Genomic DNA, 22,353 nt, shown 5'->3' with positions numbered 1-22,353 from the left:
GAGCGGGAGAACGACATGACAATGCAACTTAAACCTACCCTGGGCACCCTGCATCTTTGGGGTATTGCCGTCGGGCTGGTGATTTCCGGGGAATATTTTGGCTGGAGCTATGGCTGGGGTGTGGCGGGGACGCTCGGTTTCCTGATCACTACCCTGATAGTGGCGACCATGTACGGCTGTTTTATCTTCAGCTTTACCGAGCTGACCACCGCAATCCCTCACGCAGGCGGGCCTTTCGCCTATAGCCGCCGCGCCTTTGGCGAAACCGGTGGCCTGATCGCCGGGCTGGCGACGCTGGTGGAATTCGTGTTCGCGCCACCGGCGATTGCCATGGCGATCGGGGCTTACCTCAACGTGCAATACCCGGCGCTCAACCCCAAGTGGGCGGCGGTGGGTGCCTACGCCATTTTTATGACGCTGAATATCCTCGGCGTGAAGCTGGCGGCGCTGTTCGAACTTTGCGTCACCGTGCTGGCGGTCTTTGAGCTGCTGGTGTTTATGGGCGTAGTGGCGCCCGGCTTTAGCTTCAGCAACTTCGTGCTCAACGGCTGGGCGGGCAGCGATCATTTCGGCAGCGCGGCGCTGTCCGGTATCTTCGCCGCCATTCCGTTTGCCATCTGGTTTTTCCTGGCCATCGAGGGTGCGGCAATGGCGGCGGAAGAAGCCAAGGATCCGAAACGCACCATTCCGCGCGCCTACATTTCCGGCATTCTGACGCTGGTGGTATTGGCGCTGGGTGTGATGCTGCTGGCAGGCGGCGCAGGCGACTGGAGCAAACTGTCGAACATCAACGATCCGTTGCCGCAGGCGATGAAAATGGTGGTCGGCGAGAACTCCGGCTGGATGCACATGCTGGTATGGATTGGCCTGTTTGGATTGGTGGCCAGCTTCCACGGCATTATTCTCGGCTATTCGCGCCAGTTCTTCGCGCTGGCGCGCGCCGGTTACCTGCCGACTTCGCTGGCCAAGCTGTCGCGCTTCCAGACGCCGCACCGGGCGATCCTGGCCGGCGGCGTGATCGGCATCGCCGCGATCTTCAGCGACAGCTGGATCAACCTGCAGGGCATGAGCCTTACTGCCGCCATGATCACCATGGCCGTCTTCGGTGCCATTGTGATGTACCTGATGAGCATGCTCAGCCTGTTCAAACTGCGCCGCATTGCGCCGGAGCTGGAACGCAGCTTCATGGCGCCCGGCTATCCGCTGGTGCCGGCCATCGCGCTGGTGCTGGCGTTGGTGTGCCTGATCGCCATGCTGTGGTTTAACCCGGTGATCGGCGGGGTGTTTATCGCCCTGATGGCCTGCGGTTATCTCTATTTCCTGCTGACCAAAACCCAGCGCCGCAACGCACCGCAGGATCTGATGCTGTCCGGCAGCGACTGAGAAGTGTGACCGCGGTGGCACTCCCCGGCAAAAAGCGTTGAGGCGCCGCTGACAAGGGTTATGATGCTGCTGATAACAGGATTGCTACTGTATACCTAAGAATTTCAAGCTGTAGCCTTGCCCGATGACTCGGACTCATGCAGGTGCGGCATGCAGCCCCCGGCCGGTTCAGGGGAAGAGAAATATTCGAATACAGGCAAAACCTGACGCATGGGATCGCTCCCGTGCGTCAGGTTTTTTCGTTTTCAGCGCGCTGAAACAGCAGGGAACAACCATGAAAATCGCAAAAATACTTAATAATAACGCGGTGATTACCTTGGACGACCGTCAGGAAGAAACGGTGGTGATGGGTCGCGGCATCGGTTTTAAAAAGAAGGTCGGCGATCTGCTGGATGAGAGTCTGATCGAGAAGATCTTCACTCCGAATGGCGGTGAGATGGGCGAACGCTACAAAGAGCTGCTGGCGGAGATCCCGCTGGCCTGCGTGACCACCGCAGACAAAATCATCACCCTTGCCCGCCAGCGCCTGCCGGGCAAGTTGCACAACATCGTCTATATCACGCTGACCGACCATATCCACTTTGCGCTGCAACGCCACACCCAGGGGCTGGACATCAAGAACGTGCTGCTGTGGGAAATCAAAAAGCTCTATCCGGGCGAGTTTGCCGTCGGGCTGGAAGCGCTGGATCTTATCGCCCAGCGGCTGGGCACCGCCTTACCGGAGGACGAGGCCGGTTTCATCGCCCTGCATCTGGTCAACGCCCAGTTGAACGACGAGATGCATAACACCCTGCACATCACCCGGGTGATGCAGGAGATCCTTAATATCGTCAAATACCATTTCCGCTTTGATTACAACGAAGAAGCGCTGAGTTACCACCGTTTTGTCACTCACCTGAAATTCTTCGCCCAGCGCCTGCTGGGGAAAAACTACGTCGACAGCGACGATGATTCGCTCTACCAGGTAGTGAAAGAGAAATACCGCGAGTCATTCGCCTGTGCCGGCAAGATCAATCAGCATATCGAAAAATATTACCAACACCAGCTGACCAGCGAAGAGATGATGTTTTTGACCATTCATATCGAGCGGGTGCGCAGCGAAAGCGAGGTGAAATAGGATCAGCGCCGGGCGTCGAACACCCGAATGCCATACTGCGGGAAAACGCCGTCGGCGGTGATCAGCGTCAGACCTTCGGCCTGCGACTGGGCGATCAGCATGCGATCGAAAGGATCGCCATGGTGTTGCGGTAACTGCCCGGCCTGCTGGCTATGAAAAGCGACTATCGGCAACGACAGAAAATCCTCCGCCTCAATGATATCAAAAATGTCCTCCGGCACCGGCAGCTTGCCCAACGCCTGCTTGATCGAGATTTCCCATACGCTCGCCGCGCTGACGTAAACCAGGTTACCGGGATCGGCGATCAGATTGCGGGTCAGCGGCCCCAGGCTGGCGTTGTCCACCAGCCACCACAGCAGCGCGTGGGTATCCAGCAACAGTCGCCTCATTTTTCTCCCTCAAACAATGCGCTGATGTCCGCATCGCCGGCATTAATATCCTCCGGTACGGTGAATTTACCTTTGGCCGCACCGGGCTTGCGCGCTTCACCTTTAATCGCCGTCAACTGAACGTACGGCTTCCCTGCTTTCGCTATGATCACGGTCTCTCCCTCTGCGGCTTTATCCGCCAACTGGCTCAGGTTAGATTTTGCTTCGTGCATATTGGCCTGAATAGGCATGAGCGTCTCCTTAGCTAAGTTAGCTAAAGCATAGAGGGGCGTCCAGTTTTTGTACAGCGAATTGATTAAAGCGCGAACAGGCTCGCGCTTTTTTGCAAGGGTTACCTCTGCGGCCACAGCCAGGCCGCGCCGCGTACGCCGCTGGAATCGCCGTGGATCGCTTTGCGTATTGGCGTTTCGCATTCGCCGCCGAATACCCAGGATTTCACCAATTGCGGCACGTGCTGATACAAGCGGTCCACATTGCTCATGCCGCCGCCCAGCACTACCACGTCCGGATCGAATATATTGATCACATGCGCCAGCGATTTCGCCAGCCGCAGTTCATAGCGGCTGATGGCTCGCTCCGCCAGGGCATCACCTTGCGCCGCCAGCGTCATGATCTCATGGCCTTTTAGCGGGTTGCCACTCAGACGCGCATAGTCGGTTGCGAAACCGGTGCCGGAGATAAAGGTCTCGATGCAGCCTTGTTTGCCGCAGTAACAAGGCACCTCGGTGCGAAAACGCAGTTCGTCGTCATCCATCCAGGGCAAAGGGTTATGCCCCCATTCGCCGGAAATGCCGTTACCGCCGGAGTGCGCCTGCCCGTTAATCGCCACGCCTGCGCCGCAGCCAGTGCCGATAATCACCGCAAACACGGTTTTCTGACCGGCCGCCGCGCCATCGGTGGCTTCCGACACCGCCAAACAGTTGGCGTCGTTGGCGATGCGCACTTCGCGCGCCAACATCGCCGACAGATCTTTATCCATGGGTTGGCCGTTGAGCCAGACCGAGTTGGCATTTTTCACCAGCCCGGTATAGGGCGACAGCGTACCGGGAATACCGACGCCGACAGAGCCCTGCTGCCCGGTATTTTCCTCCGCCAGCTTCACCAGGCCGGTGATTGCATCCAGCGTTTGTTGATAGTCATGACGCGGCGTCGCGATACGATGGCGGAACAGCTCATGCCCATCGTTGGCCAGCGCGATCACTTCAATTTTGGTGCCACCCAGATCGATACCAATGCGCACGATTTTTTCTCCTCAATGCACAACAACATTGCTACAGACTACTGTAACCGGCATGCGGGATCATCCCCTTGCCGCCGAATGTGACGGCGGCGGCAATTTCCGCATCAGACCCCATACCGGCTGCCGCTTATTAATTAGCCATCAGGTACACTGTTTTTAAAGGGTTCCACATAATAAATCCGGAGAGCAGCGATGAAACCTGCCGTACTGATCGTCGATGACGACCCCGCTATCTGTGACGTGCTCTGCGACGTGCTCAATGAACACGTATTTACCGTTCATGCCTGCCACCGGGGCAGCGAAGCGCTGGCCTTACTCAACCAGCAGCCGGACATTGCGCTGGTGCTGCTCGATCTGATCCTGCCGGATACCAACGGCCTGCTGGTGCTGCAACAGATCCACCGCCTGCGCCCGGATCTGCCGGTAGTGATGCTGACCGGCCTCGGTTCCGAGTCTGACGTGGTGGTCGGCCTGGAAATGGGCGCCGACGATTACATCGCCAAACCCTTCAACCCGCGCGTAGTCGTGGCCCGCGCCAAAGCGGTGCTGCGGCGTACCGGCGCTCTGGCGCTGGAGCCGGTTGCCGCCGGCCAGAGCAAGCCCGAAGGCTGGCAATTCAACGGCTGGTGTCTGGACGCCACCCGCTGCACCTTGCACAATCCACAACGGCAACCTGTCGATCTGACCCAGGGCGAATATGGCCTGCTGCTGGCGCTGGTACAGCACGCACGCAAAGTGCTGACCCGCGATCGCCTGCTGGAGTTGACCCACAGCGAAACGCTGGAGGTCTTCGATCGCACCATCGACGTGCTGATCATGCGGCTAAGGCGCAAGATCGAGATCAATCCGCATCAACCCGAACTGATCCGCACCATCCGCGGGCTGGGTTATGTCTTCGCTGCCGACGTCAGCCAGCCGGTGGCTGCCGCCTGATATACGCCTGCAGTTCCGGTAACGGTCGTGCGCCGTCGATCGCGTTGGCGCACAGCAGATTGAAACGTGCGCAGGCGTGCGCCAGTTGCAAAGTCTCCTCCAAAGGCCAGTCTTCATGGCTGGCGTACAACACCCCGGCGCAAAACGCATCTCCGGCGCCGACGCTGCCGACAATCTCGCCTTCGCTCAGGCGCCATGAGGGCTGCCAGCGCGCGTCACCGCCGTTTTCCAGCCCGTACGCCCCTTCGGGGCAGTGGATCACCACCCTTCGCCGTACGCCGGCCTGCAACAGCTGCTGCGCGGCCTGCGCCATCAAATGCTGCTGCAAAGCGCCCTGGGCAGATCGCAGCGCCAGCCCGGTAAACTCGCCGGCCTCCAGCTCGTTGATCACCAGATAATCCAGCCAGCGCAGCGCCGGCAAAACCAGCGGCCGGTAGCGCGGATCGCCCTGTCGCGATACCAGATCCAGCGACGTCCGGTAACCGCGCTGCTGCATCTGCGCCAGCAGCCGCGCGCTGCGGGTGCCGAACGCCTCATCCGGGCGATCCAGGCTGTCGAGCAACAGCAGATAACCGAGATGGAAAATTTTGTGTTCGCTGTGCAGCCCGTCGAAAGCATCCAGATCCAGCAACCGATTGGCCCCCGGCGCATGGAAGAAGGTTCGCTGCCCACCCGGTTCGGTCATCACCTGCGTCATGGAGGTCATCGCCCCTTCGCTGCGCCGCACCCAGCGGCCGTCAACCCGGTGCTGCGCCAGCATCTGCATGATGTAGTCGCCGTCCGCGTCGCAGCCGATCAGCCCGACGGCCGCCAGCGGCAGCCCGGTTTCCATCCGCGCCAGCGTCAGCAGTACGTTAAGCGGCGCGCCGCCGGTGCAGCGCTGGCTGCGTTCAATCTCCACCAGCCAACCCGGCTGCGGCCAGTGAGCGATTTGATGGACGTGATCCACCAGCATATTGCCGGCCGAGACAATGCCGCGCCGGGTCATTACAGCCGCCCGGCACTGCCGAAAATATGCATCTGTTGCTGCACCACTTCGCTAATCGACTGCTCCACCGCCAACAGCACCTCGGCGAACTCATCGTAAATTGCGTGGCGCTGCGTCATCCGCTGCTCAATCGCGCCCAGCGCCGCCTGAGACATGCCGGTGTAGAAATTGATCTTGTGAATACCCAGGCCAATCGCCCGCTTGAAGTCGGCATCGCTGATACCGGAACCGCCGTGCAATACCAACGGAATGCCGGCCTGCTGCTGGATCGCCGCCAGCCGGTCGAAATCGAGCTTCGGCTCGCCCTTGTATTTACCGTGCGCATTGCCAATCGCCACCGCCAGCGCATCGATGCCGGTCAACCCGACAAACTCGCGCGCCCGCTGGGGATCGGTGAATTTATTGCTGTCGGCCTCGCCGTACAGCGCCCCGCCTTCGTCGCCGCCGACCGCGCCCAGCTCGGCCTCGACCGAAACCCCGGCCGCGTGGCACATGCGCACCACTTCCTGCGTCTGGCGTACGTTCTCTTCATAACTCAGGCCGGAACCGTCGAACATCACCGAACTGAACCCCAGGCGCAGCGCCTGCACCACCGCCTCGAAATGCAAACCGTGATCCAGATTCAACACCACCGGAATCGCGTGCTGCGCCGCTTCGCTTTTAATCGCCGCCACCAGCGACTCCAGCGAGACGTACTTAAAATGCACTTCGGCAATGTTGATAATAAACGGCGATCGCGCCGCTTCCGCTGCGGCAAACAGCGCACGCAGGAAGTGGCTGTCGAGCACGTTGAACGCGCCTAGCGCGTAGCCGTGCTGACGAGCGTGCGCCAACCCCTGCGCCAGTGAAATCAGTGCCATAACCGTTCTCCTTTAATCGATAAAACGCGAATATTCGTTGCACAGCAGCCACTGCGGCGGCTGGTCTTCCGTTATTTGACCGAAGCGGCTGAGCGGCGTCAGGAAACGGTTGTCGTTGTCGTCATCGTTGACCGTCGAGACTTCGCCCACCAGCACGTCACCAAAGCCCTCCTCACCCCAAAAGCTGTGATAAATGCCCGGCGTCAGGCAGATACTTTCTCCCGGCGCCAACCGCAGACGTGAACCGGCCGCATGGGTCTGCCGGCAACCATCCAGGGTAACGGTCACCGCCCCCTCAGCCAGCCGTTCATCGGCATCGGCGTTGTGCAGTTCAACGATCAGATTGCCGCCGCCGCGGTTGATGATGTCCTCGCGTTTGCGCCAGTGGAAATGCATTGGCGTCACCTGCGCTTCGCGGCAGTGCATGATCTTCTCCGCATAACATTTGGCATAGGGCTGGCCGCCGGGCGAACCGTTGCGCAGCGTGAACAATGTCAGGCCTGTGCGCGCAAAGTCATCGCCGCCGAACGCGGTGACATCCCAACCGAGTTTCAGATCGAAGACCTCCTGCCACGACTGACGATCGCGCTGCCGCCAGACCGACGGGCTGAAATGGGCGAAAGGCGGCAGATGGACGTCGAAGCGGGCAAAAAAGTGCTGGGTTTGCTGCAGGATCCGGTTCACGGCGGAACGGTTCATGGCACCTCCGGGCGTGGTTATGAATAGGGGCCGGACTGAGCCGGCCCCTGTCGGCAGAAGGTTATTTCACCGTCCAGCCTTTGTAGCTGCCGATATTATTTTTATCGATCATGGTCACCGGGATCAGCACCGGGCCGGTTGGCGCGGGTTTGCCCTGCAGAATGTCGTAACCGATCTCGACTGCCTTGGCCGCCATCACCTGCGGATCCTGCGCCGGCGTCGCCACAAACAGCGAATTGCCGCGCTTGAGCGCCTCTTCACCGTCCGGCGAACCGTCTACGCCGACGATAAAGAACTCGCTGCGCTGCGCCTGTTTGGCCGCCAGATCGGCGCCGATCGCCGTCGGATCGTTAATCGCGAATACGCCGTCGATCTTCGGATTGGCCGCCAGCAACGAGGTCATGATCTCCAGACCGCCCTCGCGGCTGCCCTTGGCATTCTGGTTATAGGACAGCAGCTTGATATCCGGGTGTTTCTTCAGCTCGGTCATGCAGCCTTCCACCCGGTTTTGCACCGCAGAAACCGGCGGCCCGTTGATGATCACCACGTTGCCTTTCTCTTTCAGGCGATCGCTGATGTATTTACAGGCCATCGCACCCGCCTGGGTGTTATCCGAAGTGATGGTGGCGTCGGCGCCTTCGGCCGCCACGTCTACCGCCACCACCACGATGCCGGCGTCCTTGGCGCGTTTGACCGCCGGGCCGATGCCTTTGGAATCGGCGGCGTTGAGGATGATCATATCGACCTTGGCGGCGATAAAGTTGTCGATCTGCGCCACCTGCTGGCCAAGATCGTAACCGCTCGACACCAGCGTCACATTCACCTTGTCACCGGCCAGCTCACGCGCTTTCAGCTCCGCGCCCTTGGTGATCTGCACAAAGAACGGGTTGGCCAGATCGCCCACCGTCACCCCAATCGATTTCAATTCTTTCGCCTGAACCACAGAGGCGCTGCCGAGCGCGGCGGTAACCAACAAAGCGGTAATCAATGGCTTGAAACGCATAGTGTTTTCCTCATTATTTTCAGATCTACGAAAAACCTGCCCCGGTGGGCACCAACCTTTCTTTATCACTCACGCCGCAGCTTGAAAGACTCGGGTAAGTTAATGCTGATAATTGCGGGTGCGATATTTGTCGATCAACACCGCGATGATGATCACCGCCCCTTTGATCACCAATTGCCAGAAATAAGAAACCCCCATCAGCGTCATGCCGTTGTTCAGGGTCGCGATAATCAGCGCCCCCACCAGCGTGCCGGTAATGGTGCCGATGCCGCCGACGAAGCTGGTACCGCCGAGGATCACCGCGGCGATGGCATCCAGCTCATAGCCCATGCCCAGGTTGCCGTTGGCGCTGTAGAGCCGGGAGGCGCTCATCACCCCGCCCAGCCCGGACAGCAGGCCGCTCATGCCGTAGACGAACAGCAGCACCGCACCCACCTTGATGCCGGTCAGACGTGCGGCCTGTATATTGCCGCCCACCGCATAGATATGAACCCCGAGCGTGGTGCGACGCAGGATGAACCAGCACAGCGCGATCACCGCAAAGGCGATAATCACCAGCCAGGGAATCGGCCCCAGATAAGCATTGCCGATCCATTCAAAACTGATATTCGAGTTGATGATGGTGGTGCCGTCCGCCAGCAGATAAGCCGCGCCGCGCAGTGCGGTATAGGTACCCAGCGTAACGATAAACGGCGGCAAACCTGCGTAGGCCACCAGAAATCCATTGAACAGCCCCATACCCAGCCCGGCCAACAGCGCCAGCGGGATCGACAGCCCGGCCATGCCCGGCATCAGGGAAACCGCCATCGCCACCACCGCCGTGGTGCCCAGCATCGAACCGACCGAGAGGTCGATGCCGCCGGTAAGAATGATAAAAGTCATGCCCGCCGCCAGCACGATGTTAATCGACGCCTGACGGGCGATATTCAGCAGGTTGGCGTCGGTAAAGAAATTCGGCGCGACAAAGCCGAAAACCGCGACGATCAGGATCAGGATCGGCAGAATGCCGACGGTTTGCATCATATCGCCCATTAACGCCCGTTTCAGCGTGGGATTTTTTGCGCCGGGCGGCAGCGGATTCGAAGTCATGGCAGGCTCCTTGAGCGTACGGATTGAATTATTCATGGCCGGCGATTTCCACGGCTGTTTCGACGCCGGTGGCCAACGTCATGATGTTTTCCTGAGTAATGTCGCTGCCGCTCAGTTCACCGGCGATACTGCCTTCGTGCATGACGTAAACCCGATCGCTCATCCCGACCACCTCAGGCAGTTCGCTGGAGATCATCAGGATCGCCACCCCCTGCTGCGCCATCTGGCTCATGATGCGGTAGATTTCGCTCTTGGCGCCGACGTCGACGCCGCGCGTGGGTTCATCGAGGATCAAAATGCGCGGACCGATCGCCACCCAGCGTGAAATCAGCAGCTTTTGCTGGTTGCCCCCGGACAAGCCGCCGGCGCGCACCTGAGCATGCGGCACACGGATATTCAGCAGACCGATAGCGTCTCTGGAAATGCTCTGCGCCTTGCGGCGATTCAGCAGGCCGTAGCGGCCATCGCGCTCCAGCGTTGCCATAACGATATTTTCATGCGCCGCCAGATCGAGAAACAGCCCCTGCTCCTTGCGGTTTTCGGTGAGAAAACCGATGCCCAAAGCGATGGCGTCGCGCGGCGAATGGATATTGGCCGTTTTACCGTCGATCTCCACAGTGCCGCCGCTCGCCTTGCGCACGCCGAAAATCAGCTGCGCCAGTTCAGAGCGCCCGGCGCCCACCAGCCCGGAAAGGCCGACAATCTCGCCGGCGCGCACCTGCAGGCTGACCGGCTTGACTTTTTTGCCGTCGGTCAGCCCGTGCAACGTCAGGCGCGGTTGGCCCACCGCAATCCCCTGCTCCTTATTGAACAGATCGCTCAGCGGGCGGCCCACCATCATGCGCACCAGCTCGCTGGCGGACAGCTTGTCGCGCGTCAGGCTACCGACGTACTGGCCGTCACGCAGCACGCTGACGCGATCCGACAGTTCGTACACTTCCGCCATGCGGTGGCTGATGTAAATGATCGCCATACCCTCATCGCGCAGGCGTTTGATCAGCTCGAACAGCCGATGCGTTTCGCGCGAAGAGAGCGCCGCCGTAGGTTCGTCCATCACCAGAATGCGGCTGTTGCGATGCAACGCGCGGGCGATTTCCACCTGCTGCTGCTCGGCGATGGTTAATTTCATCACCCGATCGCCGGCGCTGAACTGCGCGCCCAGCCTGTCGATCACCTTCTGCGCCTCCAGCAACATCTGTCCGCGTTTCACCAGGCCGCCGCGCTGGATCTCGCTGCCCAGAAAAATGTTCTCCGCCACCGTCAGGTTGGGGGCCAAATTCATTTCCTGGTAAATCAGCGTGATACCTGCCGCCAGGGCGTCTTTTGGCCCTTTGATGGCGAACGGCTGCCCATCGATAAAAATTTCCCCGCTGCTGGCGATATACGCGCCGGCCAATATTTTCATTAACGTGCTTTTACCCGCGCCGTTTTCACCCATCAGCGCGTGGATCTCACCGCGATATACCGTCAGGTCGACGCCTTTCAGCGCATAAAACTGACCAAAACTCTTGGCGATGTTGTGCATTTCCAAAATCGGGGTCACGCTCATCGTCATACCTCAGGCTGCGGTTCGGATTACATGCAGTTAACCACGCATAAATAAATGCAAAATGTCAGCGCCCGTTCATGTTTGTCATATTGTTAATGGAACGGGGATTTATACTGCGAACAGTCAGTTACGGGAGATACGATGCGCAGACTGCCTTTCCTTGCCGGTGCGCGTGGGCGCCTGCTGATGTTCAACCTGCTGGTGGTGGCGGTGACGCTGATGGTCAGCGGCGTGGCGATCGTCGGCTTTAAGCATGCGGGCAAGCTGCAGGAACAGGTGCAGGCGCAAACGCTGAAAGAGATGAACGGCAGCATGGCGCTGAGCCGGGATACGTCGAACGTCGCCACCGCCGCCATTCGGCTTTCGCAGGTGGTTGGCGCGCTGGAGTACCAGAGCGAATCCGCCCGGTTGAAACAGACCCAGTTGGCGCTGCAGGCGTCTCTCAACCGGCTGGCGGATGCCCCGCTGGCCCACAGCGAACCGGCGCTGGTCAAGCGCATCATCAGCCGCAGCAACGCGCTGGAAACCAGCGTCACCCGCATGCTGGAACTCGGGCACGCGCGGCACCTGCAACGCAACGTCCTGCTCAGCGGGCTGTATCAGACGCAGAGCACGCTGCGGCATATCACCAGCCTGAGCCAACGCGATAATCTGGACCAGCCTACGCAGCCGCTGCTCGGCCAGATTGACCGGCTGCTGGCAATCGCCATTCAGACGCCAACGCCCAAGGCGGCCGCCCAGCAACTCGACAGCGTCATGGTCTACTGGCCGCAGCACAGCCCGGATGCGTTGGTGGACGAGAAAATGCGGCAGTTTCGCGCCAGCGAGCAGCGCCTGCTGCCCGAAACGCTGGAACTGGAGCAAAGCGACCTGGCACTCGCCTATTATACCTACCATATCAAAGCGTTAGTCGCGATGCTCAACGACGACATCAACCTGTACGTGCAAAAGGTGGCGAACGAGTCGGAGCTGCGCACCCACCAGACGCACCACGAGCTCAGCTCCATCAGCATATTTATCGGCCTGTTCGCCCTGCTGGCGTTGGTGATCACCGGTTTCGCCGGGCTGTATATCTACCGCAACCTAGGTTCGAACCTGACGGCGATCGCCAACGCCATGACGCGGCTGGCGCGCGGCGAACGCGACGTCAGCGTGCCGGCACTGCAACGCCGCGATGAACTGGGTGAACTGGCGCGGGCTTTCAACGTGTTTGCCCGCAATACCGCCTCGCTGGAACAAACCTCTCGCCTGTTGAAAGAAAAAAGCACCCAGTTGGAAACCACGTTCCTGGCGATGCGCGACGGTTTTGCACTGTTTGATAACGACGGACAACTGGTGGTGTGGAACCCGCAATACCCGCTGCTGCTGGGGCTGAACGAACACCAGTTGCACCGCGGCCAGCACTACCGCGAGTTACTGCAGCACGTAACGCCGCCACGGGGCCAGCGCTGGGAGGCGGTGCTGGCCAATCTGTCCAGCGAACTGCCGCAGCCGCAGGAACTGCGTCTGGATGACGGCCGCACCGTCGAACTGCGTTTCAGCCCGGTGCCCAACCGCGGGGTGGTGAACGTGGTGCTGGAACGCACCGAGCGCAAGGCGCTGGAGGAGGCGCTGCTGCACAGCCAGAAAATGAAGGCGGTCGGTCAACTTACCGGCGGCCTGGCGCACGATTTTAACAACCTGCTGGCGGTGATTATCGGCAGCCTGGAACTGACAACCGGGCAAACGCAGGACGCGCAAACCGCACAACGCATCGCCCGCGCGCTGAAAGCCGCCGAACGCGGCGCGCAACTCACCCAACGGCTGCTGGCGTTCTCACGCAAACAGGCGCTGCACCCGCAGGCCATAGCACTGCGCACGCTGGTGGAAAACCTGCAGGAACTGCTGCGCCATTCGCTGCCCGCCACGCTGTCGCTGACCATTGAGGCGCAACAACCCGGCTGGCCGGCGTGGATCGATGCCAATCAGTTGGAAAATGCGTTAATCAATCTGGTGGTCAACGCACGGGATGCGATGGAGGGCCGCAGCGGTGTGGTGAAGATCCGTATTTATAACCAGCGGGTGGTGCGCAGCAGCGGCAAAAAACAGGACATGGTGGCGCTGGAAGTGATAGACGCCGGCTGCGGAATGTCGGAGGAGGTCAAGGCCCAGGTGTTCGAGCCCTTCTTCACCACCAAGGCGGTCGGCAGCGGCAGCGGGCTGGGCCTGTCGATGGTGTACGGATTTGTTCGCCAGTCCGGCGGGCGGGTGCAGATTGAAACCGCGCCGGGCAAAGGCACGCTGGTGCGTCTGCAACTGCCCCGGGCGCCCATGCAGGCGGTAACGGAAGCTCCGCTGCTGCCGCTCGACGACAGCGACGGCACCGACAATCTGGTGCTGGTACTGGAAGATGAAAACGACGTGCGCCACACGCTGTGCGAGCACTTACACCAGCTCGGCTACCTGACGCTGGACAGCGCAGACAGCCGGGAAGCGCTGGCGCTGTTGCGCCAGACGCCGGACATAGCGCTGCTGATAAGTGACCTGATGCTGCCGGGCGAACTGAGCGGCGCCCAGGTGATTGAACAAGCGCGGGAGATCAATCCGCACCTCTGCGCCTTGTTGATCAGCGGCCAGGATATGCGCCGCCACCCTCAGGGAGATCTGACTGAGGTTGAGCTGTTGCGCAAACCTTTCAGCCAGCGGCAACTGGCGCTGGCGCTGCAACGGGCACGGAGAAGAAACGCGGCCGGCGACGCAATTCAGAGGGAATGAGGCGATTTTTCGCCTCTGATTCGTTATCATGCCGCCCTGCTTTTGATGAACAAGCGTGCCGACTGCACGCCCAGCTAGGGACAACATTATGCTGTGGTTTAAGAATTTGATGGTTTACCGTTTGAGCCGCGAAGTTGCGCTAAACGCGGATGAAATGGAAAAACAGCTCAGCGCTTTTGCTTTCACCCCTTGCGGCAGCCAGGACATGGCGAAAACCGGCTGGGTCTCCCCAATGGGTTCCCACAGCGACGCCTTGACGCACGCGGTTAACGGCCAAATCGTCATCTGCGCACGCAAAGAAGAAAAAATCCTGCCTTCGCCGGTCATCAAGCAAGAGTTGCAGGCCAAGATTGAGCGCCTGGAAGGCGAACAGCACCGCAAACTGAAAAAAACCGAGAAAGACGCGCTGAAAGACGAGGTGCTGCACAGCCTGCTGCCGCGCGCCTTCAGCCGTTTCAACCAGACCTTTATGTGGATCGACACCGTCAATGACCTGATCATGGTTGACGCCGCCAGCGCCAAACGCGCGGAAGATACTCTGGCGCTGCTGCGTAAAAGCCTGGGTTCGCTGCCGGTGGTGCCGCTGACCATGGAAAGCCCGATTGAGCTGACGCTGACCGAGTGGGTGCGCTCCGGCGAGCTGCCGGCCGGTTTTATCATTCAGGACGAAGCGGAACTGAAGGCGATTCTGGAAGACGGCGGCGTGATCCGCTGCAAGAAGCAGAACCTGATCAGCGACGAAATTGCGGTGCATATCGAAGCCGGCAAGCTGGTGACCAAACTGGCGGTGGACTGGCAGGAACGCATTCAACTGGTGCTGGCGGACGACGGTTCGCTCAAGCGCCTGAAGTTTGCCGATGCGCTGCGTGAGCAGAATGACGATATCGATCGTGACGACTTCGCCCAACGTTTTGACGCCGATTTTATCCTGATGACCAGTGAACTGGCGGCGTTAATCAAGAACACCATCGAAGCCCTGGGCGGCGAAGCCCAGCGTTAACTCTGCCTGAAAACACCAAGGGCTCTGCATGCAGAGCCCTGATTTCCCAACAAAAAGGGAAAACGACTAACTCAAGTAACGGCACAGATAGGCGGTAGCGTCAGCCACCTGCAGGTTGAACTCACTGTGGCCCGGTACGAAGAACTTCTCACCCGGCATGAACACCTGCCAGTCCGGCGAGCCCGGCAGCAACACTTTCAACGCGCCGGTAATCACCGTCATCTCTTCCGGCTGGGCGGTGCTGAAGGTGTACTCACCCTCTTCCATCACACCGACGCTGGTAAGGCCGATGCTGCTACTATCGAAACCGATAGACTTCACTTTTCCGGCAAAATACTCGTTCACTTTCAGCATAGACTGGCACCCGCGTAATCAACTTTATGAGGAATCCATATTGGGGGATTGCGGTTGATCTGTCACTGGTTTTTCACGCGAAATGCGATCGTGGCGCAGAGTAAAATTCTGCCCGGCGATCGGCCGCCGGCCAGCCGTTCTGAATCCGCAACAAAAACGACGCTTAACCACCGCATGACAACGGCCGCCATAATATTTTATTAGTATTCGAATCAGTTAATTAACTCAGCGGCCGACAAGATCAATGCGCACGAAGCGGCCTTAAGCAAAAGACAAAAAGAAACCGGCATCACGCCGGCTTCTATAGGGTGTGCAGGTTAATCTTCCAGCGCCTGATCTTCGTAGCGGTGCTTGGCGTCGAGCGCTTCCTGCTCGGTCGAATGCTCACTGAGCAGCGTATTCGGCTCAATGTCATCGGTGCGCACCTCAAAACGATGCATATGCAAGCTGGGGTCGCCCCGGTCAACTTCGACCACCCGAGCGGTTCTCGGATAGCCTGGTCGGTCATTTTCGCGCATGCTGTTCTCCCATGTGGATCACACAAGGTTAAGTATAGCAGCCATGTTTACGCCGACACGCGTGACCCCAGATCGCGATCGCCATGTTCGCCTTCCAGCAGCTGCGTCAACTCATCGCAAGCACAGATCTTACCGTCGCGTACGGTGAAATGCGCCAGCACCTTGACCAGGCCGCGGCCACCGTCGCGCTTTTCCACCCGCACCTGATGGTGCCGGTGACTGCGGTTACGACAACGTCAGTGCCTATATCGCCGCCTTCCGCGAGCGTTTCGGCACCACGCCGGGGAGATATTTTACTCAACGTCCTTCGGCAGCAGCGCCTGGCGCGCCGCGTCGAGAAACTGTTCCGACAGCTCATCGCCGCAGGTAGCCCGCGCCAACGTCAACGCCCCCACCAGCATCGCCATCTGCGCCAGAGCCTCCTGGTGCCGCTGTTGTTCATCTTCCGATGGCGACAGCGATTCCAGCCGCGCCAGCATCGATTTTGCGCCGCTCAGGTAGGCCTGGCGTACGGGTTTATCGGCCCCTTCCCGCGCTACGTCGCCGGCCAGCGCGGTGACCATGCAGCCTTCGGCGGGACAGTCCCGGTGTTTCACGGCCAGATAGTTGTCAACCAGGGTTTGCAAAGTGTGTTTGCCGGGCTGACTGCTCAGCGCCTCCCAACGTTGGCCCGACTCCGCCGCCGCTCTGCGGCTGGCTACCGCCGCCAGCTCATCCTTGGAGGAAAAATGGCCATAGAAACCGCCGTGGGTCAGCCCCACCGCCGCCATCAGGTCATTAACGCTGACGCCGTTCAGGCCACGTTCACGAAACAGTTGTGAAGACACCTGTTCAATCGCCTCGCGATTGCGTTCCATTTGTTGCTTTGATACCCGCGCCATGGTGTTTTCTCCTTATCAATCGGGCATCATCTTAGGCCATCCGTTGGCCGCGCTCAATGATGATGCCCTTCATCAAAAGATTCAGGCACGCGGGGGGCGCGGTGCGGCAAAACGGCCGCTGTCACCGCCCTGCGCTCGCGCCAGGGTGTCGGCAATCTGCCGGTGAGGCGTGCCCGGATCGATAGCGCTTACCCGATCCAGGCGCGCCAATTGCTCTTCGCTCAGCGTCAGGCTGAGCGCCGACAAGGTATCGTCCAGCTGCGCCAAGGTGCGCGGGCCCAAAATGGGGATCAGGCTGGTGCTGGAGTGCGCTGCCCGGCTTCGCAGCCAGGCGATGGCGACGTGGGTCGGCCGGACACCGTGCTCCTGCGCTATTGCCAGCACTTCATCCAGCAGCGCGGTATCTTTTTCGCGATGCACCAGGCGCCCCAGTTCGGTCAGCCGCCCGGCGTTGCTGTGGCGATATTTCCCGGTCAACAGACCGCCGCCCAGCGGTGACCACAGCGTCGCGGCCATCCCCAGCGCTTCGGCCATCGGCAGCAGTTCACGCTCGGCGGTGCGTTCCACCAGGCTGTATTCCACCTGAATGCCGGCGATGCGCGCCCAGCCGCGCAGCTCGGCCAAGGTATCCGCCCGGGCAATGCGCCAGGCAGGGAAGTTGGACAGCCCGGCATACTGAATCTTGCCGGCGCGAGTCAGATCGTCAAACGCGCGCACAATCTCCTCCAGCGGGGTCAGATTGTCGGAGAAATGCGCCCACAGCAGATCGATACGATCGGTTTTCAGGCGTTTCAGGCTGGCCTCCACCGAGGAAATCATGTTTTTACGGCTGTTGCCGGTGTGCGCAATACTCGCTTGCGGCGCCGCGCCCAGCGTGTATTTGGTGGCGACGACGAAGTTATCGCGATCGGCGGCGATAAATTCCCCCACCAGTTGCTCCGACTGGCCAAACTGATAGGCATCAGCCGTGTCAACGAAATTGCCGCCGGCATCGACGTAACGATCGAATACCTGCCTGGCCTCTTCTTTTTCCGAACCGTAACCCCAGCCGGTGCCAAAGTTGCCGGTGCCCAGAGCCAGTTCGGCAACGCGCAGGCCGGTGTTGCGGCCAAAAGTGGTGTATTTCATGCAAAGCCTCGCAATTAACTTGGGTTGAACGCTATAGATGATAGATGACATTTATTTATATATGTCACTTATCATCTATAAAGACAAGCGTGATGTGTCGTCAAACAGGAAAAAGCAAGGGGGGAAACAGAATATTGGGCACAACCCACTGTGCCCAAAGGAGAATGCGCGATGGATTATTTTACCGTTTCGCGCTGCAACGCCGAGAGGATTTGTTCGACCACCTGCTGCGGGCTGCCGGTGCCATCCATGACGAAGTGCGCGGCCTCCTGGTACAGCGCTTCACGCGCCGCCAGCACTTCAAGCATTTCTTCGGCAATCGGACGGCCGGTGAGCGTTGGGCGCTGCGCGTCCTGCGGATACTCTTCCAACCGCTGCGCCAACACGCCCGCCGGGGAACGCAGATAAATCACGGTGCCGTGCTGGCGCATAAAGCGACGATTATCTTCCGCCAGGATCACGCCGCCGCCGGTGGCAACTACGGTTGACGGCTGGGTCACCGTTTGCAGGGCAATGCTTTCACGGTGGCGAAAACCCAGCCAGCCTTCATGTGCGACCATTTCCGCCACGCTCATTTGCGCGGTCTGTTGCATAAACAAATCGGTATCGGTGAATTGATAGCCCAGTGCCTGCGCCAGCGCGCTGCCCACCGTGGTTTTACCGGCTCCGCGAGCGCCTACCATGAAAATGGTTTGTGTCATTACGGGTTGTCCCTTATACGGTGACTTGAGTGCATTTGTACGCCTGAAAACCGGCGCGCAGATCGTGCGATGGCGTGGTTGCTTGCATCATACCGCCATCAGCCTGTATTTCAATATTTACGACAGTGTAAATTCCATTGCACAGCGGCTGTCAGTACCCCATCCCTGCTCCGCCTCCTTCGCCAGCCGTTGCCGCAGCGGCGGGGTGAGCCGTTCGGCCGTGATCTGCCGGAACCCTAACCTCTGGTAATAAGGCGCATTCCAGGGCACGTCGATAAAGGTCGTCAGCGTCAGGCGCTGCGCGCCCTGCGATTTTGCCTGCATGGCCACCTCGGCGATCAAACGCCGGCCAATGCCCCGCCGCTGCCAGCCGGCGGCCACCGACAGCTCGGCGATGTGCCAATCCTGCCGTTGCGGCAATACGGCGATAAACCCGGCCACCTCACCCGACGCGCTTTCAGCCAACCATTCCCGCTGATGCTGAATAAAATCGGCGTGCTGTTGTCGGCTCATGACCGGGCCATTGGCAAGAAAACGCCACGCCGGTTGCTGCAGAAACAACTGCGCCGCCGAGCGCTCAATGGCAATCAGTTGGGTGATATCCTGCGGTTGCGCCAAACGAACAGGCAGACTCATCGGGTTCTCCTTAACGACCGGGCGGCGATATAACCCAACGTCGGTATCGATGCGCAGGCCGCCAGAGGCCGTGCGCGCCGGTAGCCACGTTTGGCGTTATTCGTTATTCAACTGGCTCCAGTAGGCGCCAGAGAAAGGTAACGGCAAAAATTGCTGGTATAGCTGCTTAAAGGTCTGCTGCGGATTGATGTCTGCAAACAGATCCGGATAGAAGGCCTTGGCGAACATCTCGACCGCCACGACGTGATACGGGCTGAGATAGAAGTTGTGCCAAATACTCCAGGCCTGGTGAGTCTTTATCGCTTTCAGGTTGGCGAGCATCGGCTGTTTTTGCATGATCATGCGGAAGCTTTCATCAGCCTCCTGCTGGGTAACCAGCGGCCCAAGGCGCAGATCGGAAAAACGTTTGCCCTGTGGCCCGGCCATGCCGGTGGCGATGTAGATGTCGGGATTGGCAGTCAGGATGGTTTCCGGATTCAGCTCGCCGTACACGCCCTTGATGCTGGCGTTGGCGATATTGTCGCCGCCGGCAAAGGCCAGCAGATCGCCAAGATTGCCGTGCGCCGCGGTGGTGCAGCAGGTTTCGCGCCGCCCGAGGTGCAGGTGCAGCATCACCTTGGGTTTTGGCCCCTGGTAGCCGGCCAGCCGCTGCCGGATCACCGCCATATGCTGCTGATAGAAACTGATGAACTGCTCCGCCCGCTGCTGGCGATTGAGCACTTCCCCCAGCAGACGGACGCTCGGCACGGTATTGTTCAGCAAATCAACCCGTAAATCGACGTAGATTACCGCAATACCGGCCTTGTTCAGCGCCGTCAGCAGAAAACTGCTGTCGCCCTCTTCACGCGCGTAACGCGCCAGGATCACCAGATCCGGCTTCAGTTGGATCAGGTTTTCGACGTTGACCTGAAGGAAATTGCCCTTGCTGATGGAAGGGATCGCCTTGATCTGCGGGAATTTTTGCGTATAGAGCTGCCAACTTTGCGCATCATAACGCGCCATGTCTTCCGGCCAGCCGACGACGCGCTGGGCAGGATTACCCGGCTCCAGCAGCGCCAGGGTATACAGCATGCGGCTTTCACCCAACACGATGCGCTGCGGGTTATCCGGCACTTTGACCTGTCGGCCTGTAATGTCGGTGACCATTTTCGCCTGAGCGCTAAAAACGCCGAACAACAGGGAAAGCAACAGTAAAACGAAAGGATTGCGCATGAGTGGGCCGGGGGCAGCTAAAAGATGGGGGCATGATAATTACTCTCATTAACAGTTTCAATTGATAACGCGCAGGACGGGACAAATCTGCTGAATCACCGTGTTTCGGCGCCGATAAATGCAAAACCGCCGTAAATGTGATTTTCTACAGTAAAAATCGGCCGATAAATCGATAAAAATGGCGAGATGGGGAAAACCAGAGGAGCACAGATGAGCCAACGTATTGTTTCGCTGACGGAATGCCCGCAGTATAGTGATGTTTGCGCCGCATGGGCCTTTGGCCAATGGGGATCACAGCGCGGCGGATCGCTGGAGCGCACGCGCCAGCGTTTTGCCCTGTGCGCCCAACCGAGCGAAGACTATGTCACCCTGTTGATACTCGATGGCGAACGCCCGCTAGGCATGGCCAGCCTGTGGCCGAACGACGACCATCAGCGAAGGGATCTTTCCCCCTGGCTGGCGGGGGTATTTGTTCATCCTGACCACCGGCGTCAGGGCATTGCGCAGCGTCTGGAAGCCGCGATCGCGCAGTTGGCCCGCCAACGTAACCACCCCGTATTGCACCTGATCACCGACAAATCAGAAACTTTGTATGCGGGCTGGGGTTGGCAAACTATCGAGCGCCGCCAGCAATATGATGGCGAAGTGGTGGTCATGGAGAAAAAACTGTAGCTAACGCGGCGTGCAGATATACACCAATGCCGGCGGGAAGTTACGCACCACTCGCACCCGCTTCCAATGAAAATAGCGAGACAACAGTTTTTCCGACAGGTGGCTGTACTGGAACAATACCAGAGTGCCGCCACGTGCCCGCAAACGTTGCCGGGCTTGCTGCAGAATACGGATGCTGATTTTAACCGGGATCGACAGCAGCGGCAGACAGGAGAACACCACATCATAGTCGCGGGCCATCTCTTCCGCGGAACGGTCCATAACGTGCAGACGACGATCGTCAATCTTGCGCAGCTGATGCACAAAATTAGGCTGGATCTCAAACGCCTCGAGCGAGGCATCGGCGCGCATGCGTCCCAGTATGCGCTTGGTGAGCACCCCATCTGCGGCCCCCAGCTCGGCAATCGACAAGGCGCCAGTCCATTCGATCTGATTCAACATCGCCTGACACAGCCAGGGTGAAGAAGGCGCCAGGGTGCCAATGGTGCGCGGTGAAGCCATAAACTGCTGGAGATAGGAAAAGTGGTTCTTCAGTTGCAGCCGTGTCGCATTTAACATTGGGGGCCTCCGTCGGTTTGAGTAGCCACCAATCTGCCCTCAATTTCTTAAGTATTCATTAACATGAATCCGAAAGCCATCGAAACAGTTGTAATAAAATGCGACCGGCGCGCCAAAAACGTGAAACGGCTGCAGCAATAATCTTAGGGTAATCAAACGATAAGATTACCGGTCGGATTATCTTCCGCAACCGTTTATTTTATCGGCCACCTGGCGGCGGCCAAATAATTATTTTCAACCCACTTTTTAACGATAAATTTCTGCATTAGCGCGCCATTTACTGGAATCTCCCGGGGTGTCCAGGGAGATAATGCGGTAATGGCCTGCGCCATCCGCCGCGGCTTTTTCTTTCAGCGCATGAACCGCGTCGCCCGGTGAACCGCTGATGCCGGAAACCGACACCACACCGATGCTTTGCAGGTTGCTTGCCTGCTCGCTGTCAACTTGTTTTACCGCTGACAGCGGCGCGGCGAAAGAGGAAAAAGAAGCGGCTGCGATCAGGACTGCTGCGATGCCAGGTAATAGTTTCATGATTAACTCCAGATGTTTTTTTGTTTATTTTCTCTATCAGTGGAGTTAATTATCCGCCTGGCTGTGCAAAGCGACGTAATTCAATGTAAAGAACATCAATCATTGTGAGGTAAATAAGGAGAAAGTGCGTACATCCGTGTCCAGGAAAGATAATTCTG

The 22,353-nt window shown here is 59.1% G+C and carries 24 protein-coding genes and 2 pseudogenes; 7 read left to right on the top strand and 19 right to left on the bottom strand.

All coding sequences use genetic code 11. The annotated features are described in order from the left end of the window. Window positions 1-15: 15 nt before the first annotated feature. Window positions 16-1,383 (top strand): ethanolamine permease, encoded by a 1,368-nt coding sequence (gene eat, locus JK621_RS03820; RefSeq protein WP_212558711.1) that lies wholly within the window; start codon window positions 16-18, stop codon window positions 1,381-1,383. Between the two features lie 274 nt (window positions 1,384-1,657). Further along, on the top strand, window positions 1,658-2,500 hold the full coding sequence (licT, locus tag JK621_RS03815; RefSeq protein WP_212558710.1) for a BglG family transcription antiterminator LicT: 843 nt from the start codon (window positions 1,658-1,660) through the stop codon (window positions 2,498-2,500). A 2-nt stretch (window positions 2,501-2,502) separates the two neighbouring features. Here the strand turns inward: licT and JK621_RS03810 are convergent, their stop codons facing one another. From JK621_RS03810 to mak, 3 genes are all read right to left on the bottom strand, one after another. Then, entirely contained in the window at window positions 2,503-2,889 is a 387-nt protein-coding gene (locus tag JK621_RS03810; RefSeq protein ID WP_212558709.1) for a type II toxin-antitoxin system VapC family toxin, read from the bottom strand. Then, entirely contained in the window at window positions 2,886-3,119 is a 234-nt protein-coding gene (locus JK621_RS03805) for a type II toxin-antitoxin system Phd/YefM family antitoxin (protein WP_212560116.1), read from the bottom strand. The genes JK621_RS03810 and JK621_RS03805 overlap by 4 nt, the downstream gene beginning before the upstream one ends. 101 nt (window positions 3,120-3,220) lie before the next feature. Next, window positions 3,221-4,129 (bottom strand): fructokinase, encoded by a 909-nt coding sequence (gene mak / locus JK621_RS03800; protein WP_212558708.1) that lies wholly within the window; start codon window positions 4,127-4,129, stop codon window positions 3,221-3,223. 192 nt (window positions 4,130-4,321) lie between these two features. Between mak and JK621_RS03795 the strand changes: the two genes are divergently transcribed. Beyond that, a complete protein-coding gene (locus JK621_RS03795) occupies window positions 4,322-5,062 on the top strand; it encodes a response regulator (protein WP_212558707.1) in 741 nt (246 codons plus the stop codon). On the opposite strand, the gene JK621_RS03790 is transcribed toward JK621_RS03795, so the two are convergent. The 6 genes from JK621_RS03790 to JK621_RS03765 all read right to left on the bottom strand — a co-directional run bounded on the left by JK621_RS03790 (window position 5,037) and on the right by JK621_RS03765 (window position 11,250). Continuing rightward, window positions 5,037-6,050: a carbohydrate kinase family protein gene (locus JK621_RS03790; protein ID WP_212558706.1), complete on the bottom strand. Its 1,014-nt coding sequence runs from the start codon at window positions 6,048-6,050 to the stop codon at window positions 5,037-5,039. The genes JK621_RS03795 and JK621_RS03790 overlap by 26 nt on opposite strands. Continuing rightward, the gene (locus JK621_RS03785; RefSeq protein ID WP_212558705.1) at window positions 6,050-6,910 is read right to left on the bottom strand and encodes a ketose 1,6-bisphosphate aldolase; all 861 of its coding nucleotides are present in this window, start codon (window positions 6,908-6,910) and stop codon (window positions 6,050-6,052) included. Before JK621_RS03785 ends, JK621_RS03790 begins: the two co-directional genes overlap by 1 nt. 12 nt (window positions 6,911-6,922) lie before the next feature. Further along, window positions 6,923-7,609, bottom strand: a complete 687-nt coding sequence (locus JK621_RS03780) for a D-lyxose/D-mannose family sugar isomerase (protein WP_212558704.1) — start codon at window positions 7,607-7,609, stop codon at window positions 6,923-6,925. Window positions 7,610-7,670: 61 nt separating this feature from the next. Then, window positions 7,671-8,612 (bottom strand): ABC transporter substrate-binding protein, encoded by a 942-nt coding sequence (locus JK621_RS03775; RefSeq protein WP_006323889.1) that lies wholly within the window; start codon window positions 8,610-8,612, stop codon window positions 7,671-7,673. A 99-nt stretch (window positions 8,613-8,711) separates the two neighbouring features. After that, window positions 8,712-9,701, bottom strand: a complete 990-nt coding sequence (locus tag JK621_RS03770; protein WP_212558703.1) for an ABC transporter permease subunit — start codon at window positions 9,699-9,701, stop codon at window positions 8,712-8,714. Between the two features lie 28 nt (window positions 9,702-9,729). Next, entirely contained in the window at window positions 9,730-11,250 is a 1,521-nt protein-coding gene (locus tag JK621_RS03765) for a sugar ABC transporter ATP-binding protein (RefSeq protein WP_212558702.1), read from the bottom strand. Window positions 11,251-11,391: 141 nt separating this feature from the next. Here JK621_RS03765 and JK621_RS03760 point away from each other — a divergent pair, with 141 nt between their 5' ends. Together JK621_RS03760 and rdgC are read left to right on the top strand one after the other, a co-directional pair. Further along, window positions 11,392-14,004, top strand: a complete 2,613-nt coding sequence (locus JK621_RS03760; RefSeq protein ID WP_212558701.1) for an ATP-binding protein — start codon at window positions 11,392-11,394, stop codon at window positions 14,002-14,004. Window positions 14,005-14,092: 88 nt separating this feature from the next. Continuing rightward, on the top strand, window positions 14,093-15,004 hold the full coding sequence (rdgC, locus tag JK621_RS03755; RefSeq protein ID WP_006321205.1) for a recombination-associated protein RdgC: 912 nt from the start codon (window positions 14,093-14,095) through the stop codon (window positions 15,002-15,004). 66 nt (window positions 15,005-15,070) lie between these two features. Here the strand turns inward: rdgC and ppnP are convergent, their stop codons facing one another. From ppnP to JK621_RS03740, 3 genes and pseudogenes are all read right to left on the bottom strand, one after another. Then, window positions 15,071-15,358 carry a pyrimidine/purine nucleoside phosphorylase gene (gene ppnP, locus JK621_RS03750; RefSeq protein ID WP_212558700.1) on the bottom strand — a complete coding sequence of 96 codons (288 nt, stop codon included), beginning with the start codon at window positions 15,356-15,358 and terminating at the stop codon, window positions 15,071-15,073. Between the two features lie 317 nt (window positions 15,359-15,675). Then, entirely contained in the window at window positions 15,676-15,876 is a 201-nt protein-coding gene (locus JK621_RS03745) for a YaiA family protein (protein WP_212558699.1), read from the bottom strand. A 47-nt stretch (window positions 15,877-15,923) separates the two neighbouring features. Continuing rightward, window positions 15,924-16,088 (bottom strand): annotated as a pseudogene (locus JK621_RS03740) (nuclear transport factor 2 family protein); the annotation flags it as partial. On the opposite strand from JK621_RS03740, the pseudogene JK621_RS03735 reads away from it, so the two are divergent. After that, a pseudogene (locus JK621_RS03735) lies at window positions 16,088-16,246 on the top strand (AraC family transcriptional regulator); the annotation flags it as partial. The pseudogenes JK621_RS03740 and JK621_RS03735 sit on opposite strands and share 1 nt — an antisense overlap. On the opposite strand, the gene JK621_RS03730 reads toward JK621_RS03735, so the two are convergent. The 5 genes from JK621_RS03730 to JK621_RS03710 all read right to left on the bottom strand — a co-directional run bounded on the left by JK621_RS03730 (window position 16,170) and on the right by JK621_RS03710 (window position 20,434). After that, window positions 16,170-16,757 (bottom strand): TetR/AcrR family transcriptional regulator, encoded by a 588-nt coding sequence (locus JK621_RS03730; RefSeq protein ID WP_212558698.1) that lies wholly within the window; start codon window positions 16,755-16,757, stop codon window positions 16,170-16,172. The pseudogene JK621_RS03735 and the gene JK621_RS03730 sit on opposite strands and share 77 nt — an antisense overlap. A gap of 81 nt (window positions 16,758-16,838) precedes the next feature. Next, entirely contained in the window at window positions 16,839-17,885 is a 1,047-nt protein-coding gene (locus JK621_RS03725) for an aldo/keto reductase (RefSeq protein WP_212558697.1), read from the bottom strand. 176 nt (window positions 17,886-18,061) lie between these two features. Beyond that, window positions 18,062-18,586, bottom strand: a complete 525-nt coding sequence (aroL, locus tag JK621_RS03720; protein ID WP_212558696.1) for a shikimate kinase AroL — start codon at window positions 18,584-18,586, stop codon at window positions 18,062-18,064. 117 nt (window positions 18,587-18,703) lie between these two features. Beyond that, entirely contained in the window at window positions 18,704-19,222 is a 519-nt protein-coding gene (locus JK621_RS03715) for a GNAT family N-acetyltransferase (protein ID WP_212558695.1), read from the bottom strand. Window positions 19,223-19,318: 96 nt separating this feature from the next. After that, entirely contained in the window at window positions 19,319-20,434 is a 1,116-nt protein-coding gene (locus JK621_RS03710; protein WP_212558694.1) for an ABC transporter substrate-binding protein, read from the bottom strand. A gap of 210 nt (window positions 20,435-20,644) precedes the next feature. Between JK621_RS03710 and JK621_RS03705 the strand changes: the two genes are divergently transcribed. After that, entirely contained in the window at window positions 20,645-21,106 is a 462-nt protein-coding gene (locus tag JK621_RS03705) for a GNAT family N-acetyltransferase (protein ID WP_212558693.1), read from the top strand. On the opposite strand, the gene JK621_RS03700 is transcribed toward JK621_RS03705, so the two are convergent. Continuing rightward, complete coding sequence (locus JK621_RS03700; protein WP_212558692.1) at window positions 21,107-21,664, bottom strand: class I SAM-dependent methyltransferase; 558 nt, start codon at window positions 21,662-21,664, stop codon at window positions 21,107-21,109. Window positions 21,665-21,910: 246 nt separating this feature from the next. After that, window positions 21,911-22,195, bottom strand: a complete 285-nt coding sequence (locus JK621_RS03695) for a YdgH/BhsA/McbA-like domain containing protein (RefSeq protein ID WP_212558691.1) — start codon at window positions 22,193-22,195, stop codon at window positions 21,911-21,913. Window positions 22,196-22,353: the final 158 nt, after the last annotated feature.

It is taken from the genome of Serratia plymuthica (assembly GCF_018336935.1).
Classification (GTDB): domain Bacteria; phylum Pseudomonadota; class Gammaproteobacteria; order Enterobacterales; family Enterobacteriaceae; genus Serratia; species Serratia plymuthica_B.
This window is presented reverse-complemented; position numbering and strand designations above follow the sequence as displayed.

Excerpts from the sequence above, each read along its gene's own strand:
- eat (WP_212558711.1), top strand. The coding sequence starts at position 16 with ATGACAATGCAACTTAAACCTACCCTGGGCACCCTGCATCTTTGGGGT.
- licT (WP_212558710.1), top strand. The coding sequence starts at position 1,658 with ATGAAAATCGCAAAAATACTTAATAATAACGCGGTGATTACCTTGGAC.
- JK621_RS03810 (WP_212558709.1), bottom strand. The coding sequence starts at position 2,889 with ATGAGGCGACTGTTGCTGGATACCCACGCGCTGCTGTGGTGGCTGGTG.
- JK621_RS03805 (WP_212560116.1), bottom strand. The coding sequence starts at position 3,119 with ATGCCTATTCAGGCCAATATGCACGAAGCAAAATCTAACCTGAGCCAG.
- JK621_RS03795 (WP_212558707.1), top strand. The coding sequence starts at position 4,322 with ATGAAACCTGCCGTACTGATCGTCGATGACGACCCCGCTATCTGTGAC.
- JK621_RS03790 (WP_212558706.1), bottom strand. The coding sequence starts at position 6,050 with ATGACCCGGCGCGGCATTGTCTCGGCCGGCAATATGCTGGTGGATCAC.
- JK621_RS03785 (WP_212558705.1), bottom strand. The coding sequence starts at position 6,910 with ATGGCACTGATTTCACTGGCGCAGGGGTTGGCGCACGCTCGTCAGCAC.
- JK621_RS03780 (WP_212558704.1), bottom strand. The coding sequence starts at position 7,609 with ATGAACCGTTCCGCCGTGAACCGGATCCTGCAGCAAACCCAGCACTTT.
- JK621_RS03775 (WP_006323889.1), bottom strand. The coding sequence starts at position 8,612 with ATGCGTTTCAAGCCATTGATTACCGCTTTGTTGGTTACCGCCGCGCTC.
- JK621_RS03770 (WP_212558703.1), bottom strand. The coding sequence starts at position 9,701 with ATGACTTCGAATCCGCTGCCGCCCGGCGCAAAAAATCCCACGCTGAAA.
- JK621_RS03765 (WP_212558702.1), bottom strand. The coding sequence starts at position 11,250 with ATGAGCGTGACCCCGATTTTGGAAATGCACAACATCGCCAAGAGTTTT.
- JK621_RS03760 (WP_212558701.1), top strand. The coding sequence starts at position 11,392 with ATGCGCAGACTGCCTTTCCTTGCCGGTGCGCGTGGGCGCCTGCTGATG.
- rdgC (WP_006321205.1), top strand. The coding sequence starts at position 14,093 with ATGCTGTGGTTTAAGAATTTGATGGTTTACCGTTTGAGCCGCGAAGTT.
- ppnP (WP_212558700.1), bottom strand. The coding sequence starts at position 15,358 with ATGCTGAAAGTGAACGAGTATTTTGCCGGAAAAGTGAAGTCTATCGGT.
- JK621_RS03745 (WP_212558699.1), bottom strand. The coding sequence starts at position 15,876 with ATGCGCGAAAATGACCGACCAGGCTATCCGAGAACCGCTCGGGTGGTC.
- JK621_RS03730 (WP_212558698.1), bottom strand. The coding sequence starts at position 16,757 with ATGGCGCGGGTATCAAAGCAACAAATGGAACGCAATCGCGAGGCGATT.
- JK621_RS03725 (WP_212558697.1), bottom strand. The coding sequence starts at position 17,885 with ATGAAATACACCACTTTTGGCCGCAACACCGGCCTGCGCGTTGCCGAA.
- aroL (WP_212558696.1), bottom strand. The coding sequence starts at position 18,586 with ATGACACAAACCATTTTCATGGTAGGCGCTCGCGGAGCCGGTAAAACC.
- JK621_RS03715 (WP_212558695.1), bottom strand. The coding sequence starts at position 19,222 with ATGAGTCTGCCTGTTCGTTTGGCGCAACCGCAGGATATCACCCAACTG.
- JK621_RS03710 (WP_212558694.1), bottom strand. The coding sequence starts at position 20,434 with ATGCGCAATCCTTTCGTTTTACTGTTGCTTTCCCTGTTGTTCGGCGTT.
- JK621_RS03705 (WP_212558693.1), top strand. The coding sequence starts at position 20,645 with ATGAGCCAACGTATTGTTTCGCTGACGGAATGCCCGCAGTATAGTGAT.
- JK621_RS03700 (WP_212558692.1), bottom strand. The coding sequence starts at position 21,664 with ATGTTAAATGCGACACGGCTGCAACTGAAGAACCACTTTTCCTATCTC.
- JK621_RS03695 (WP_212558691.1), bottom strand. The coding sequence starts at position 22,195 with ATGAAACTATTACCTGGCATCGCAGCAGTCCTGATCGCAGCCGCTTCT.